Origin of the sequence: Rugosimonospora acidiphila, from assembly GCF_039543385.1 — a bacterium.
GTDB lineage: Bacteria > Actinomycetota > Actinomycetes > Mycobacteriales > Micromonosporaceae > Rugosimonospora > Rugosimonospora acidiphila.
In genome coordinates, this window is the sequence record NZ_BAABJQ010000046.1 from 14183 (window position 1) to 30701 (window position 16519).

Below are 16519 nucleotides of genomic sequence, written 5' to 3' on the forward strand. Positions count from 1 at the left end.
CGTCCGGGCCCCGGCCCGAGCAAGGGAACACCGGCGGCGCGCTAGCGCGCCGCGTCGCCGATCGGGCGGCCGGCCAGCCAGTCCCGGATCACCGCCGCCACCGCGTCCGCGTGCTCCGTCAGCAGCGTGAAGTGGTCCCCGGGCACGTCCACGGCGTCGTGCGGCAGGGGCCAGTGCGGCCGCCAGTCCCGGCGGGCCGGCAGCGCGCCCAGCTGCGCCGTCGGCCGGGTCGCGCGTACCAGCAGCGCCGGCACGTCCAGCGGTTCCGGGTGCCACCGTTCGGACAGCCGGAGGTACGCCCCGCCCGCCAGGATCCGGGCGTCGTCGGCCAGCGCCAGGTACTCCTCGGCCGGGCGGGCCGCGCCGCCCTGGATGAGCGCGAGCAGCCGCTCGTCCCGCTGCGGGTCCCGTGGGTGGTGGGTCTCGATGAGCACCACGCCGGCCGGCGCCTCGCCGTCGGCCGCGAGCTGCCCGGCCACCGCGTGCGCCAGGCCGCCGCCGACGCAGAACCCGAGCAGGACCAGCGGCCGGCCGGCGGCGGCGCGGCGGGCCGTCTCGGCCAGGACGCGCACCAGCGTCCGGTGGTCGTCCGGCACGGTGGGGTCGGCGCCGAAGCCGGGGTACTCGATGAGGGACAGCCGCGCCTCGCCGGCGAGGGCAGCCGCGAGGCGGTCCGGCACCATCCGGATCCCGGCCGCGTAGCTGGGGAAGAACAGCAGCACTGGCCCGTCGGCACTCCCGGTCAGCTCGATCGGCGCCACGGCGTGCTCGGCGCGCTCCGCCTCGCCGAACACCGGCAGGGCCAGCGAGGCCAGGTGGCGCATGCCCGACGCGGCGAACGCCTGATCCGTCTGGCAGAGCCGGTGGAAAACCGCGGCCAGGCCGGTGGGCGGCGCGACGGCGCCGGTGGGTGGTGGGGCGACGCCGGTGGGCGGTGAGGCGGCGGCCGGCGCCGGCAGCCGGCCGGCCAGCTCGGCGTGCAGGTGCGCGGCCAGCTCCGCGAGCGTCGGGTGGTCGGTGACCAGGGTTGGCGCCAGCGGCGCCCCGGTGAGCAGCCGCAGCCGGTTGCGGATCTGGATGGAGGCCAGCGAGTCGAAGCCGAGGTCGGTGAAGCGGCGGTCGGCCGGAAACGACGCGGCGTCGGGGAAGCCGAGCAGCGCCGCCAGCTCGGCCCGCAGGAGCGCGGCCAGCGCCGGCTCCCGCTCGGGTGCGGGCAGGCCGGCGAGCACCGCCGGCCACGAGTCGGGGGCGTCCGCGGCGGGTCGCGCGCCGTCGGGGGTCGCCGGTGGCCGGGGCATCAGCGCGGACAGCATCGGGGGTACCGCGGCGGAGTCCCGCACCGCGCCGGGGTCCAGCAGGATGGGTGCCAGCACCGGCGCGCCCACCCGCAGGCTCCGGTCGAACAGGGCGGCGCCCTGCTCCGGCGAGATCGCGCGCAGCCCGTCGTCGCCGAGCCTGTCCCGGGCGATGCCGGTCACCCGGCTGGCCATGCCGCCGGCCGGCGGCTCGTCCAGCGCGGGCTCGTCCGGTGGTACGTCGCCCTGACCGGTCTGGCTTGGCGCGTCTGGCTCCGCGCGACGATTCGGACCGGCCGCCAGCCACGGTCCCCAGGCCAGCGACACGGCCGGCAGCCCGTGCGCGGCGCGGTGCGCGGCGAGGGCGTCGAGGAAGGCGTTGGCCGCCGCGTAGTTCGCCTGACCCGCGCGGCCCAGCAGTCCCGACGCGGAGGAGTAGAGCACGAACGCGGACAGGTCGAGTCCCCGGGTCGCCTGGTGCAGCGCCCAGGCGGCGCCCGCCTTCGGCGCCAGTACCCGCGCCAGCCGTTCCGGGGTCAGCGCGTCGAGCACCCCGTCGTCGAGCACCCCGGCGGCGTGCACCACCGCGGTCAGCGGCGGTCGGCAGCCGGCCACGAGCCGCCGTACCGCTGCCGGGTCGGCGACGTCGCAGGCGACCAGCGTGACCGTGGCGCCGAGCCCGGCCAGTTCGGCGCGCAGCCGCTCGGCGCCGGGTGCCGCCTCGCCGCGCCGGCCGGCCAGCACCAGGTGCCGCACGTTGTGCTCGGTGACCAGGTGCCGGGCGAGCAGGCCGCCGAGGGCGCCGGTACCGCCGGTGACGAGAACCGTGCCGGCCGGATCGATCGGGGTACCGGGACCGTCGCCGGCCGGGGCGTCGAGACCGCCGGTCACGGGTACCAGTCGCGGCACGTACCCGGTCCCGTCCCGGATGGCGAGCTGCGGCGCGCCGGTCGCGACCGCCGCCGCGAGCGCGGCCGGGGAGGCGGCGTCGCGGTCGAGGTCGACCAGCGTGATGCGGTCCGGGTTCTCCGCCTGGGCGCTGCGCACCAGTCCCCAGACGGCGGCACCGGCGAGGTCGGGATCGTCCGCGGTGGCGTCGCGGGTGACCACGACCAGCCGGGTGCGTGCCCGTTCCGGGTCGGCCAGAAACGACTGGATCGCGGTCAGCACTGTGGTGGTCAGCTCGCGCACCCGGGCCGGTGTCTCGTCGTCGAATGCCGTCTCTTCGCCGTGCGCCCGATCGCGGCCGTGCGCGGGATCGTGGCCGTGCGCGGGATCGTGGCCACGTGCCGGGGCGTCGAGCATCGCCTCGAGCACGGCGTACGCCGGATCGTCGAGGCCGGTCGACGCGGGCAGCGGCAACGGACTCCACTGTGGACGGTAGAGGGCCCGGCGGGCGACCGACGTGGCCGGGCTCTCCCGCGGCAGGGGCCGGGTGGAGAGCGACGCCACCTCGGCGACCGGCCGCCCGGCGAGATCGGTGACGGTGACGGTCACCCCGGATCCGGCCGGGCTCACCCGTACCCGTGCCGCCGCCGCGCCCGCCGCGTGCAGGCGGATGCCGGTGAGCGCGAACGGGACCCGCGGGCCGTCCCCGGTGTCCTGCTCCTCGGCCAGCGCGCTGGCGTGCATCGCGGCGTCCAGCAGGATCGGGTGGATGCCGTAGCGCGTCGCCTCGGCGGACCAGGTCGGCGGCAGCCGCACCTCCGCGTACAGGTCCGGCCCGTGCCGCCACGCCTTGGTGACCGCGCGGAACGCCGGCCCGTACCGCAGTCCGGCCGCGACGAGCCGCCGGTACCCGCCGTCCACGTCGATCGGCCGCGCGCCGTCCGGCGGCCACACCGTCGGCGTCGACCCTGCCGGCGTCGACCCTGCCGGCGTCGACCCTGCCGGCGTCGACCCTGCCGGCGTCGACCCTGCCGGCGTCGACCCTGCCGGCGTCGACCCGGCCGGCACCCCGCTGGCGGTAGGGTGCAGCAGCCCGGTGAGGTGCCGGGTCCACGGCTCGTGCGGGCCCGAACCGTCCGGCCGGGCGTACCCGTCGAACGGGCGCCGCCCGGTACCGTCCGGCCCGAGCACGACCAGTTGCAGCTGCACCGCCGCGTCCCCCGTCAGCGACAGCGGCGCCAGGATGGTCAGCTCGTCGAGGGTGTGGTCGATCTCGGCGCCGACCCGCACCGCCAGCTCGACGAAGACCGTCGCCGGCACCAGCACCGCCCCGTCGACCAGGTGGTCGGCGAGCCAGGGTTGGCGCCGGGTGGACAGCCGCCCCGAGTACCGGATCTCCGGTGCGTCCGGCGCGGGCAGGGCGGGCCCGAGCAGCGGGTGCCCGGCCGGCTCGCCCGGCCGGGCCGGCTCGGGGTCCAGCCAGTAACGCTGGCGCTGGAACGCGTAGGTGGGCAGGTCGACCCGCCGGGCCCCGCTGCCCCGGTACGCGGCGGCCCAGTCCACCGGTACCCCGCGCACGTGCAGCCGGGCGAGGGCGTCGAGCAGCGCCCGCCCCTCGGGTGCCTCGGAGGCGGCGCTCGCGACGGCACAGAGCGCACCGCCGGCATGGCGCGCGTCGCCAGCACCCGATTCCGGCCAGCTCTCCTCGGCCAGCGGGGCAAGCACCGGCGCCGGGCCCACCTCCAGCGCCGTCGCGACGCCGGTACCGGCGAGGAAACGCACCGCGTCGGCGAACCGCACGCTCTGCCGGGCATGTCGCACCCAGTACTCCGGCGACGTCAGCTGTTCGCCGACCGGGCCGCCGGTCAGCGTCGACACCAGGGCGATGGCCGGCGGCCGTAGGGTCAGCGACGCCACCACCTCCCGGAAGGGGCCCAGCATCGGGTCCATCAGCGGTGAGTGGAAGGCGTGGCTGGTGCGCAGTCTGGTGGTGCGCCGGCCCCGTCCGGCCAGTTCGGCGGCGACGGCCGCGACGGCCGGCTCGGTGCCCGACACGACCACCGACGCGGGGCCGTTCACGGCGGCGATGGCGACCCGGTCGGGCATCGATGCCACCAGCGGTTCGACCTCGGCCACCTCGGCCCGCACCGACAGCATCGCGCCACCGGGCGGCAGCGCCGCCATCAGCCGGCCCCGGGCGGCGACGAGCCGGGCCGCGTCGGGCAGCGGCAGCACGCCGGCCACCGTCGCGGCGGCGATCTCGCCGACCGAGTGCCCGATCAGGTACTCGGGCGCCAGGCCGCACGATTCCAGCAGCCGGAACAGTGCGACCTGGTAGGCGAACAGCGCGGCCTGGGCGACGTCGGTACGCTCCAGCGGCGCGTCGGGTACCGTACCGGCGACCGCCTCGGCCAGCGGCACGGGCAGCAGCGGGTCGAGGTGCCCGTGGACCTCGGCGAGGGCGTCCCGGAAGACGGGGAACATCTCGGCCAGCCCACCGCCCATCCCGGCGCGCTGTGCGCCCTGCCCGGTGAACAGCAGGGCCAGTCGGGCGCCCGGCTCGGCGGTGTCCCGCACGATGTCCGCCGGGTACTCGCCCCGGCCCAGCGCGTGCAGCGCCCGCACCAGGCCGTCGCGGTCGCCCGCCAGCAGGGCGGCGCGCCGGCGCAGGCCGGCTCGACCGGTCGCGAGCGACCGGCCTACGTCCAGCGCGCTGCGGGGCGCCGTGCCCGCCAGGTCGTCGGCGAGCCGGCTTGCCTGGGCGCGCAGCGCGGGCTCGTCGGCGGCGGACAGCAGCCAGGGCGGCGTGGGCCAGCCGGTCGCCGGCGCGGTGCGTTCGGGCTGGGCGCCGGCCTCCTCGACGATGACGTGCGCGTTGGTGCCGCCGATGCCGAAGGAGGAGACCGCCGCCCGGCGTGGCCGCCGCCCGGCCGGCCACGACCGCGCCCCCGCCAGCAGCCGCACCGCGCCGGCCGACCAGTCCACGTGCGGCGTCGGATCGTCGGCGTACCGCGACCGGGGCAGCTCGCCGTGCCGCATCGCCTGCACCATCTTGATGACCCCGGCCACCCCGGCGGCGGCCTGGGTGTGCCCGATATTGGATTTGATCGACCCGAGCCACACCGGGTCGTCCGCCGGCCGGCCCTGCCCGTAGGTGGCCAGCAGCGCCCGCGCCTCGATCGGGTCGCCGAGCGGGGTCGCCGTGCCGTGCCCCTCGACCGCGTCCACGTCGGCGGTGGACAGGCCGGCGTCGCGCAGTGCCAGCCGGATCAGCTCCTGCTGTGCCTCGCCGTTGGGCGCGGTCAGCCCGTTGGACGCGCCGTCGGCGTTGACCGCGCTGCCGCGCAGCGTCGCGAGGATGGGATGGCCGTTGCGCCGGGCGTCGTCCAGCCGTTCCAGCAGGATCAGCCCCACCCCCTCGCCCCAGCCGGTGCCGTCGGCGGAGGCGGAGTATGACCGGCACCGGCCGTCGGGAGACAGCCCCCGCTGCCGGCTGAACGCGATGAACGGCTTCGACGTGGCCATCACCGTGACGCCACCGGCCAGCGCCAGCGAACACTCGCCGTCCCGCAGGGCCTTCGCCGCCCAGTGCAGCGCCACCAACGACGACGAGCACGCCGTGTCGATGGTGACCACCGGCCCGCGCAGGCCGAGAACGTACGCGAGCCGGCCGGACACCACGCTGCCCGCCGAGGACGTGATGAGGTACGGCTCCAGTTCGTGCCCGTCCAGCCGGTCGCCGTAGTCGCCGTTCATCGCGCCGACGAACACCCCGGTGTCGCCGCCGCGAAGGGACAGCGGGTCGATGCCGGCGCGCTCCACCGCCTCCCACGCGACCTCCAGCAGCAGCCGCTGCCGGGGATCGGTGGCCAGCGCCTCCCGGGGGGAAATGCCGAAGAACGCGGGGTCGAAGTCGGCGATGCCGTCGAGGAAGCCGCCGCGCGTCGCGTAGGTGGTGCCGATCCGGTCGGGGTCCGGGTCGTACAGGTCGCCCAGGGGCCAGCCGCGATCGGTCGGGAAGCCGGTGGTGGCGTCGAGGCCGTCGGCCACCAGGCGCCACAGCTGCTCGGGACCGCGCACCCCGCCCGGGTACCGGCAGGCCATCGCGACGATGGCGATCCGGCCACCGTCGACCGTGACCGGGCTCGGTCGACGGTCCACAGTGGACGCGATGGGAGAGCCGAACAGCTCGCGATCCAGGTAGTCGACCACCTCGGCCGGGGTGGGTCGGTCGAAGGTGAGCGTGACGGGCATCCGCAGGCCGGTCGCCGAGCCCAGCCTCGCCCACAGCGTGAACGCGCCCAGCGAGCTGATGCCCAGATCGGTGAACGCCCCGTCCACCGGCACCGGTGCGCCGTCGGGCAGGTCCGACACGGCGGCGGTCTCCGTGCGGACCAGCTCCAACAGGGCCGAGCGCCGCTGGGCCGGGGTCATCCCGGCCAGCCGCGCCACCAGCGGTACCGCCTGGTTCACCGGTTCGGGCGCCGGTGCCGGCCCCAGGCGGTCGACCAGCAGCCTGCGCAGCACCTTGCCGGAGCCGGTCCGGGGAATCGCGTCGATGCGGTGGAACTCCACGGGAACCTTCATGGGCGTGAGTACCTGGGCACACGCCCGCCGCAACCCGACCGGCTCGGGCCCCTCGCCGGGGTCGCCCGGGTCCGCCACCACGAAGGCCACCGGCACCTCGCCGAACACCGGGTGCGGGCAACCCACCACGACCGCCTCGCGTACCCCGGCGCAGCCCAGCAGGACCTCCTCGACCTCGCGCGGATGGAGGTTCTGTCCGCCGCAGATGATGAGGTCACTGGTGCGCCCGGTGACCATCAGCTGGTCGTGCTCGACGAACCGGCCCAGGTCTCCGGTGCGGTACCAGCCGTCGACCAGCCGCTGGGCGGTCGCCTCGGGCTGGCCGTGGTACCGCAGCATCACCCCGGGCCCGCGTACCCAGATCTCGCCCTCGCCGCCCGGCCCCGCCGGATCGCCCGTCGCCGGGTCGACCAGCCGCACCTCGGTGCCCGGCACCAGCTCCCCGCACGCGCCCGGTACCCGGGGACCGCCGGGGCGCTCCACCGCTATCTTCCCCGAGGTCTCGGTGCTGCCGTAGCCGTCCAGCAGCGGGGCGCCCAGCAGCCGCTCGACGTCGACGCGCAGCGCGGCCGGGCACGGCGCGCCGCCGGACAGGCACAGCCGCAGGCGGGTGCGGCCGGTCCGGGCACCGGCGAGGGCCGGCAGCAGCTGGTGGTAGGTGGTCGGTACGCCGGACAGCACGGTGATGTCGCACTCGTCCAGCAGCCGCAGCAGGGTCGCCGGGGTGGCCGGCTCGCTGACGATGCGCGCGAAGGCGCCGGTGACGGTCACGCCGAGCACGCACAGCGAGTGGGCCAACGCGTGGAACATGGGCAGCGGCCAGAGCAGCCGGTCGTCGGGGCAGAGTCCGAAGATGGGTTGGTAGCCGGCGACCGTCGACCACAGGGCGCCGCGCTGGCTGCTCACCACGCCCTTGGGTCGCCCGCTCGTGCCGGAGGTGTAGAGGATCCAGGCCGGATCGTCGAGCCCCAGGTCGTCGCGCGGCGGCACGGGCGGCTCGGTCGTGGCCAGGCGTTCGAACGCCAGCGCGGGCACCGGGGCGCCCCCGATGACCAGCACGAGCGGGCCGACGCCCGGTCCGGGTGGTGCCGTGGCGTCGGGCTCGCCGACCCGGACTGGTCCGGATCGTGCCGCGGTGAGCCGTTCGATCTGGGGGAGGTGCCGCTGGTCGGTGACCAGCACCCGGGGCGCGCAGTCGTCGAGCAGTACCGCCAGCTCCGCGTCCGTGGCCTTGGGGTTGAGTGGAATGCCGATCGCGGCGGCGCGCACGCCGGCCAGCCAGATCTCGACCAGCTCGACGCAGTTGTCCAGCAGGAACGCCACGTGCTCGCCGCGGGCCAGCCCCAGCCCGGCGAGATGCCCGGCGAGCCGACCAGTCCGGTCGTCCAACTCGCGGTAGGTGACGCCGCGCGTGGCGTCGGCGAACGCGACCTTGTCGCCGATGGTGGCCGCGTGCCGGCGCAGCACCTCGGGCAGGGCCGTGACTGTGAGGTCCTCCGGCATGCGTCACCTCGTCGATGGAGCAAGGGGTCGATGGGGCAAGGGGCAGGTGGGCACTCACCTTACGCGGTGACCCGTTCTCCTCGGCGACGACAACCGGAGTCCCTCGGATCTTGGCATCCGGAAGCTATTGACGGGTTTCGGGGTGTTGGTTCATCCTCATCGATAAGAGGGTTTCGAAAGGAAGTTACATTAGTCGACCCCTGGCCGGCCGATCCGGTCGTCGCGCCCACCGGACCCGCGCTGCCCGACGCGCCGTGCCAGACCGGTCGCCAACCCTCGCCGTCACACAGCCCCCTCCCGGAAAAGAGCTGGCGATGTTGACAAAACGTCCGTGGGTGCCGACCACCAGAACCGGCCGGTTCTCCCGCGCCGTGACCGCCGTGGCCGCACTCGCGTCCCTCCTGCTCGTCGGCACCACCACGCCGGCGCAGGCCACACCGCGGGCCGCCGCGAAGGCACCGGCGGCCCCGGCGCCCGCCCCGTCGACCGGCGCGTTCGACACCCGCCCCGCCGCCGACACCCTGCACCGGCTCATCGGCGGCAAGGCGGGGCAGGTGCGGCTGCGGGCCGAGAGCAAGGGCAGCGGGCCCGACCGGTTCCTGATCGCCGACGAGCACCACCAGCTCGTCATCACCGGTACCAGCCCCGCCGTGCTGCTCACCGGCTTCGGCTGGTACCTGAAGTACGTGGCGCACGCGGACATCTCGCTCGACGGTGAGCAACTCGACCTGCCCGCGAAGCTGCCGCTGCCCGCCGCCCCGATCGAGCACCAGTCCTCGGTGGCGAACAGGTTCGCCCTCAACGACACCAACGAGGGCTACGCCGACCCCTACCTGAGCTGGTCCGACTGGCAGCACCGGATCGACGTGCTGGCCCTGCACGGCATCAACGAGGTGCTGGTGTACGAGGGGCAGGAGGCGGTCTACGAGCAGACCTTCGAGCAGTACGGGTACACGGCGGACGAGATGCGCGACTGGATCCCGGAGCCGGGCCACCAGTCGTGGTGGCTGTTGCAGAACATCTGCTGCGTCGGCTCGCCCATCTCACAGCAGCTCATCGACCAGCGCGCCACGCTGGGCCGGCAGATCGTCGACCGGCTGCGCCAGCTGGGCATGACACCGGTGCTGCCCGGCTACTACGGGACGGTGCCGCCGCAGTTCACCACCCATGACCCGGGCGCCGTCACGGTTCCGCAGGGCAACTGGGACGGGCTGCCCCGGCCGGACTGGCTGGACCCGACCAACCAGTACTTCGGCCAGGTCGCCGCGACCTTCTACCAGGTCTCCTCGAAGCTGTTCGGCGACTCCACGATGTACAAGATGGACCTGCTGCACGAGGGCGGAACGGCCGGCAGTGTGAACGTGACCGCCGCGTCGCAGGCCGTGCAGCGCGCGCTGAACACCGCGCACCCGGACGCCATCTGGGCGATCCTGGGCTGGGAGCAGAACCCGCTGCCGGCGACCCTGGCCGCCGTCGACCGGTCCAAGATGCTGGTCCTCGACGGGATGTCGGACACTTCGGCGGTCACCGACCGGGACACCGACTGGATGGGCACGCCGTACGCCTTCGGCACCATCTGGAACTTCGGCGGGCACACCAACCTGGGCGCCAGCCTGGCGGACTGGAACCAGAAGTTCCATGCCTGGGAGGCCAAGCCGGACACCGCGCAGAACGGCATCGCGCTGATGCCCGAGGGCATCGACAACAACCCGGCGGCGCTGGAGTTCTTCACCGAGATGCCGTGGGAGTCCGGGCCGGTCGACCTCAACCAGTGGTTCACCGACTACGCGACGGCCCGGTACGGCGCGAAGGACGCGCACGCGGACGCCGCCTGGCGAATCCTCGGTGACACCGTCTACAGCTGGCCGGAGAACGTGGACAGCAGGCACCCGACCTCGTTGTTCGAGAACCAGCCGAGCCTGACCACCACCTCGCCCGCGCTGCCGTACGACCCGGCCACCTTCGAGCAGGTGCTGGGCGACCTGCTGAAGGTGAGTCCGAAACTGCGTAACAGCACCGCGTACCGCTACGACCTGGTGGACGTGGCGCGGCAGGTGCTCGCCAACCGCAGCCGCACCATGCTGCCCGCCATCAACGTCGCCTACCAGGCGAAGAACGTCACCCTGTTCGAGCGGCTGACCGGGCAGTGGATGACCCAGCTGAAGCTGATGGACAGCCTGCTCGGCACCGATGACCACTTCCTGTTCGGCACCTGGCAGAAGCAGGCCGCAGACTATGCCGCCAGCCCCGCCGAGAGCGCCGCGCTGCAGTACGACGTGCGTTCCCTGGTGACCTTCTGGGCGGTCGGCACCAGCCTGCAGGACTACGCCCGGCGCGAGTTCAACGGGCTGGTCGGCGACTACTACGGCGGCCGGTGGCAGGCGTTCTTCGACGGCCTGGACACCGCCCTGAAGTCCGGTACGGCGGTGGCGCCGATCGACTGGGCCGCGTACGCGCAGAACTGGGCGCACGAGACCACCCGGTACCCCTCGAAGCCGCAGGGGAGCGCCTACGACGAGGCCACCAAGGTGGCGCAGGTACCGGCCGGCACCCTCAGCGTCAGCGCGAAGAGCCTGGCGGTGAAGCCGGGCGGCACTGTCACGCTCACCACCACATTCACCAACCAGAACCTGTTGAGCGCCACCGGAAAGGTGACCGTCGGGCTGTCGGCGCCCCAGGGCTACCGGGTGTCCGCCCGCACCTCCGCCAGCACGGCTCACGTCGGCGTGGCGGGCACCTTCCGCACCACGTGGACGGTCACCGTACCGGCCGGCACGGCGCCGGTCACGGTACCGCGGTTCACCACCACCGCCCGGTGGTCGTCGGGTTCGGCCAGCGACTCGGCGACCGCGAGCACCCGGGTGCTGGTCACCGGCGCCGTGGCCGCGCCGTACCAGACGGTGTCCAACAGCGGCGCGTCCTTCGGCCAGTCCGGTGACACGATCGGCATCGCCGGTGGGGGAGCGGACATGTCCGGCAGCGTCGACGAGTACGCCGCCGTGTACCAGCCGAAGGTGCTCACTGACGGGCACGCGGTGGTGGCCCGGGTCGACACGGCGGACGCGGTCACCGGTAACTCCCGGGCCGGCCTGGTCGAGGGCGCCGACCTGTCGAGCCGGGGCAGCGGCGGCTACGCCAACCTCGCCGTCACTCCCAACCACGGCTGCGTGTTCGGCTGGGACTCCGACGGCGATGGGCAGTTCGACAAGTCCACCGAGGTGGACGGCTTCGGTGCGGGCACGTACGTGCGACTGAGCCGGACCGGTACCAGCCTTTCCGGCGCGTGCAGCAGCGACGGTACGAACTGGACGGTGGTGGGCAGCGCCACGGTGCCCGGCACCGGTGACACCGCGGACGTGGGGATGTTCTTCAGTGCCGGCAACGCCGGCGGTGGCCAGCAGGGACTCGCCACGTTCGACGGATTCACGGTCACGCAGTACGCCCCTCGGGACGGCTCCGCCGACACGGTGCGCAGCCTGCACCAGCCGGTCACCGCGTCCGGCGCCGAGGCCGGGCACCCGGCCACCGCCGCCAACGACGGCAGCCGGTCCAACAGTCCCTACTGGGGCGGGCCGCTGACCGGCGACACCTGGTGGCAGGTGGACCTCGGTGCCGTGACGGACACCTCGAAGATCAATGTGCGCAACTACGTCGACGGTACCCGGTACTACACGTACCAGCTGGTCGGCAGCCTCGACGGTGAGCACTGGTTCACCTTGGGCGGCCGGATGGGCACCAGCCCGGTGATCGACGAGGGGGACACCTTCACCACCGAGGCCACCGCCCGCTACATCCGGATCATCGGGTTGTCCAACTCGGCCAACAGCACGTTCCACCTGACCGAGGTCACCGTATACGGTAGCCCGAACTGATCCTAGGCGCCGCGAATCGCTCACCGTCCATCATGGACGGTGAGCGAATCGCGGGCCAACCTTCGGCCGGCGGGCCGCACGAGGCCGGGACACTGGCAGGGAGGGATGGCAGGTGAGCAAGGAAGTGGGACCGGCCGAGGTCACCGGCAGTCCGGCGCTGCTGCGCGAAATCAACTGCGCCAAGGTGTTCACCGCGCTGCGCGGCCGGCCCCCGCAGCGGCTCACCGAACTGTCCGTACGCACCGGGTTGTCCCGCCCGACCGTGGCACAGGCGGTCACCCAGCTGGTCGAGGGCGGCTGGGCCGAGTACGCCGACGAGGCCGGGACCGACCAGACCGCGGCCGGGCGGTCCCGGATCGGCCGGCCAGCGCGGCTGGTCCGGTTTCGCGGTCGCGCCGGGTACGTGCTCGGCATCGACATCGGCCCGCACAAGATCCTGGCGGTGCTGGCGGACCTCAACGGCGAAGTGGTCGCCAAGCGGCGTCGGGACGATCAGTTCGCCGGCTCGGGCGAAGAGGTCCTGGCCGCCGTCCGCCAGACCATCACCGATCTGCTCGGCGCCGCCAGAGTGCGGCGCGAGGACGTCTGGTCGGTGGCCGTCGGTACGCCGGGCATCGTGGACAAGCCTTCGGGCGCGGTGCGGATGGCTCCCAGCCTCCCCGGCTGGCACGGCATCCGGCTGGCCGGGGCGCTCGGCCGATCCCTGCGCTGCCCGGTGCACGTGGAGAACGACGTGAACCTCGCCGTGATCGCCGAACGCTGGCGGGGCGTCGCGGTCGGCGTGCACACCGTGGTGTTCGTCCAGTGGGGCGCCCGGATCGGTGCCGGTCTCATCATCGGTGACCGGCTGCACCGGGGCTCCGGCGGGATGGCCGGCGAGATCGGCTACCTGAGCGTCTTCGGCGAGCCCGACATCGCCTCCGACGAGGCCGGGCTCGGTCCGCTGGAGCGGCTGGTCGGTGCCGCCGCGATCAGTTCCGCCGCCGGTAGCCGGCCGGGCCGGCCCGCCCTGCGGGCCGACCGCAGGCCGGAGGAGTTGGACGCCGAGGCGGTGTTCGCAGCCGCCCGAACCGGCGACGTCGCCGCGGCCGGCGCGGTGGACACCGTGGCGCAGCGCCTGGCGCGCGGGCTGTCCGCGCTGCTGTTGCTGCTCGACCCCGACATGGTGGTGCTGGGCGGCGGGGTCTCGGCGGCCGGCGAGCCGTTGCTGGACGCGATCCGCACGCACCTGCGTCCGCTGACCTTCACCGAGCCGGTGCTGGCCCTGTCCGTACTCGGCGACGAGGCCACCGCGCTCGGCGCGGTGCGCACCGCGTTGTCCGATGTGGAGAGACGGGTGCTGCCCCACGCGGCACAGCTCCCGGACCTCCCCTAGGCGGATCCCGCCTGCCGTGGCGTCAGTGAACCTCGCTGTGCGCGGCCGCAGCGATCTCACGAACGGCCGCGGCGATGGCACGGTAGTCCTTGCGCACCACCGTCGAGTGGTTGCTCGCGACCGTCGCGCTCACCTTCACGTTGGGGTTGCGCTTGAGCACCGGGTCCAGCGTGGCGCGCATCGCCGTGTGCCCTTCCTCGGTGCTGCCGAGGCTGGAGCCCGAGGCCACGATGAAGCGCATCGGGCAGGCGATGCGATCGAAGACGGGGTCGCCGGCGGCGACGATCTCGTTGAGCTCGATGTTGACATCGGCATGCTGATCGGCGGTCATCCGCGCGGACAGGCCCAGCCTGCGGGTCAGCGGCATGGTCCAGCGGAAGCGGCGGAACAGCTTGCGGATCTGCTCGCGCCCGTCCCCCTCGACGGTGGCGAGATAGTCCCAGGGGTAGCCACCGTCGACCATGACCACGCCGGCGACCCGGTCCGGATTCCGCGCGGCCCAGTGCAGCGCGAGCGCTGCCCCGTAGGACCAGCCCACCAGCACGGGCCGCCGCACCTCTCTGGCCTTCAGGACCGCGTCGATGTCCCGGAGGCAGGCGGCGAAGGAGTAGTCCGCCGACCTCTTCGACTTGCCGCGGGCGCGCTCGTCGTAGGTGAGGTGCCGCCAGGCGCTTCCGAGTTCGGCGGTCACGGGCCGCCAGTTGGCCTGGGTGGCGTAGGAGCCGTTGAGGTAGATCACGGGCCGACCGGGGCCGCGCGTATCGGTCACGGCCAGGGCGGTGTCCTCCACCGGCACCATGCCGGTCCAGGACGAGATCGGGTTAAGGGTGGCCGACATGCTGTGCGCTCCTTTTGAGTCTTTTGGCAGTGGCTACAGGATCCGTTGGGCCACCGAGAACGATCAACGACGACTTGGAACAGGAACCGTTAAGCGATAGGTTCACGGTCGGGGGCGTGATGGAGCTACGGGACGTCGAGATCTTTCTGGCCGTGGCCGAGGAGCTACATTTCGGCCGCGCGGCCGAGCGCCTGCGGGTCACGCCGGCCCGGGTCAGTCAGTCGATCAAGAAGCTGGAACGGCAGGTCGGCGGCCCGCTGTTCCAGCGCACCTCGCGGCGCGTCGCGACGACGGCGATCGGGCAGCAGCTGTACGAGGAGTTACGACCGCACTATCGAGGGCTGCACGAGAGCCTCGCCCGCGCCGCCCAGGCCGCCACCGGCACCACCGAGGTGCTGCGGCTCGGCATGATCGCCAGCAACCTGAACGACATCCGGCCGCTGCTGGACGAGTTCGCCCTTCGCCGACCCGACTGCCAGGTGCGGGTCACGCACCAGCACTTCAGCGACCCGTTCGGCGCTCTCCGCCGCGACGAGATCGACCTGCAGCTCACCTGGCTGCCCGTCAACGAGCCCGACCTGACCGTCGGGCCCGAGGTCTACGCCGAACCGGTCGTGCTGGCCGTCGCGGCAGACCACCCGCTCGCCGCCCGGCCGGACGCTCACTACGAGGATCTCGCCGACTACCCGCAGCCCGCTGTCACCGCACCCGACTACTGGATCGGGGCGGTGTCGCCGTTCCACACCCCGGCCGGGCGCCCGATCAGCCGTGGCCCCGCCGTCGCCAACTTTCAGGAACTCATCACCGCCGTCGCCGCCGGGCAGGGCATCTGCGTGGTGCACGCCCACGCGCGCCGCTACTACGCCCGCCCCGACATCAGGTACCTCACCGTCGCCGGCCTGCCATGGTCTCGATGGGCCCTGGTCTGGCGCACCGCGGGCGAGTCACCGCTCGTGCGCGCCTTCGCCGAAACGAGCGAGGAGTTCGGTCCGCTCGACGTCCCGCGGTGACACCCGAGTCGGGACCGGTGCCGCCTGCGCCATCGCGACCGCTCCGGCTACTGGCCGAACAGCTCCGGCAGGAGGTCGCCGGCCGCGCGGCGCGCCGCCGCGGCCGCGTCGTCCGGGGCGCCGCGCAGCGGCCACCGGGGGCGGGTCCCGAGGTCGGCCCAGCCGCCGACGGCCGCGAGGAACCGGTCGAGGGCCGGGTTGGACAGGCCGTCGGCCTGTAGCGGGGCGATGTGGCGCGCGAAGAACACGCCGATGCGTCGCTCGATGTCGAGGCCGGCGTCGGGGTCGCGCAGGATGAGGTCGTACCAGTGCGCGGCACCGGCCGGCGACATGGCGGCGATGTTGGAGTAGCTGCCGTGCGCGCCGAGCGCCATGCCGGACGCGAGCGTGTGCCCCGGCACGAAAATCGAGCAGTCCGGGACGGCCGAGCGCATCGCCTCGAACCACGGTCGGTCGCCGCCGGCCATCTTGACCCCGATCAGGCCCGGCACCGCCCCGGTCAGCCGGCGCAGCAACGCCGGTGGCACCGGAGTCTTGGCGTGTGGCGGGTTGTAGAGGACCAGCGGGATCGGGTCGGCAACCTCGGCCGCCCTGCTCAGGAACGCGACGACCTCGTCGTCGTGCAGCGGCAGCCAGTCGGGCAGGATGACCTGGAACGCGCCGGGCATCAGGTGCTTGGCGCGGCGGATCCGGGCGAGCGTGGTCTGCGCACCGGGGTGGCTGGCGCCGATCTGGTACGCCGTCCCGGCGTCGCCGCACGCGGCGGCCAACATCTCATTGATCCGGTCGTACTCCTGCTCGTCGAGCGTCGTGAACTCGCCGGCCGTGCCGTGCGCGTACACGCCGTCCAGCCCGGCGGCCAGGATGCGGTCGAGTTGGTCCGCCAGCCGGCCCTCGTCGATCCGGTCGTGGTCGTCCAGCGGCAGCAGGAGCGTGCCCCACACGCCACGCAGCTCGCTCGTGGTCAACGGCTTCATCTGTCCACCTCACCAACCCGGCCGGGAGCCACGGTGGATCTTACCGGGGCCGTCGCCGCCGCGCCTGTCTCGCGCCGTCCGCGACGGTTCCGCCACGCCCATCCGAGATCATGGTGGCGTTTCGCCCGCCTGGGGGCGGAACGCCACCATGATCTGACGATTCCAGCGCCGCGG

Annotated in this window: 6 protein-coding genes; 3 read left to right on the plus strand and 3 right to left on the minus strand. The window is 73.8% G+C overall.

The annotated features are described in order from the left end of the window. Positions 1–41: 41 nt before the first annotated feature. Positions 42–8273: a type I polyketide synthase gene (locus ABEA87_RS39660; protein WP_345638729.1), complete on the minus strand. Its 8232-nt coding sequence runs from the start codon at positions 8271–8273 to the stop codon at positions 42–44. Positions 8274–8608: 335 nt separating this feature from the next. Between ABEA87_RS39660 and ABEA87_RS39665 the strand changes: the two genes are divergently transcribed. Next, positions 8609–12145, plus strand: a complete 3537-nt coding sequence (locus ABEA87_RS39665; RefSeq protein ID WP_345638731.1) for an alpha-N-acetylglucosaminidase TIM-barrel domain-containing protein — start codon at positions 8609–8611, stop codon at positions 12143–12145. A gap of 112 nt (positions 12146–12257) precedes the next feature. Then, positions 12258–13520: an ROK family transcriptional regulator gene (locus tag ABEA87_RS39670; RefSeq protein WP_345638733.1), complete on the plus strand. Its 1263-nt coding sequence runs from the start codon at positions 12258–12260 to the stop codon at positions 13518–13520. 22 nt (positions 13521–13542) lie between these two features. Here ABEA87_RS39670 and ABEA87_RS39675 read toward each other — a convergent pair whose 3' ends face one another. Then, on the minus strand, positions 13543–14358 hold the full coding sequence (locus ABEA87_RS39675; protein ID WP_345638735.1) for an alpha/beta fold hydrolase: 816 nt from the start codon (positions 14356–14358) through the stop codon (positions 13543–13545). Positions 14359–14477: 119 nt separating this feature from the next. Here ABEA87_RS39675 and ABEA87_RS39680 point away from each other — a divergent pair, with 119 nt between their 5' ends. Then, positions 14478–15368: a LysR family transcriptional regulator gene (locus ABEA87_RS39680; protein WP_345638781.1), complete on the plus strand. Its 891-nt coding sequence runs from the start codon at positions 14478–14480 to the stop codon at positions 15366–15368. 47 nt (positions 15369–15415) lie between these two features. Here the strand turns inward: ABEA87_RS39680 and ABEA87_RS39685 are convergent, their stop codons facing one another. After that, the gene (locus ABEA87_RS39685; protein WP_345638737.1) at positions 15416–16345 is read right to left on the minus strand and encodes a dihydrodipicolinate synthase family protein; all 930 of its coding nucleotides are present in this window, start codon (positions 16343–16345) and stop codon (positions 15416–15418) included. Positions 16346–16519 lie beyond the last annotated feature (174 nt).

Excerpts from the sequence above, each read along its gene's own strand:
- ABEA87_RS39660 (WP_345638729.1), bottom strand. The coding sequence starts at position 8,273 with ATGCCGGAGGACCTCACAGTCACGGCCCTGCCCGAGGTGCTGCGCCGG.
- ABEA87_RS39675 (WP_345638735.1), bottom strand. The coding sequence starts at position 14,358 with ATGTCGGCCACCCTTAACCCGATCTCGTCCTGGACCGGCATGGTGCCG.
- ABEA87_RS39680 (WP_345638781.1), top strand. The coding sequence starts at position 14,478 with ATGGAGCTACGGGACGTCGAGATCTTTCTGGCCGTGGCCGAGGAGCTA.
- ABEA87_RS39685 (WP_345638737.1), bottom strand. The coding sequence starts at position 16,345 with ATGAAGCCGTTGACCACGAGCGAGCTGCGTGGCGTGTGGGGCACGCTC.